The sequence below is a fragment of the Ulvibacter sp. 2210JD10-4 genome (genome assembly GCF_058148525.1).
Window position 1 is genome coordinate 1 of sequence record NZ_JBYVJZ010000066.1, and the last position, 249, is coordinate 249.

Sequence of the window (249 nt, forward strand, 5' to 3'; positions counted from 1 at the left end):
GCACTTCCATCTGCCACGGGTTCCAGATATCCGGCATCTTCCCCTTCAAAGCCTTTTGGCGGTAATTCAACTCCGTGGGGTTCGTCCAGCAGTACTTCCTAACCTTCTTCATTTAAAAGTGTATCATTCATTGGGTCGAAATCCAATCGGCCGGAGGTAGCGATAGCTGCTACCATTTCCGATGAGCCCACAAAAGCATGTGTATTCGGGTTACCATCGGCACGTTTTGAAAAGTTTCGGTTAAAGGAA

At 47.8% G+C, this 249-nt stretch carries 1 pseudogene; it reads right to left on the reverse strand.

What is annotated here, in order from left to right:
* A pseudogene (locus ACY2RT_RS15490) lies at positions 1-249 on the reverse strand (aconitate hydratase); the annotation flags it as partial.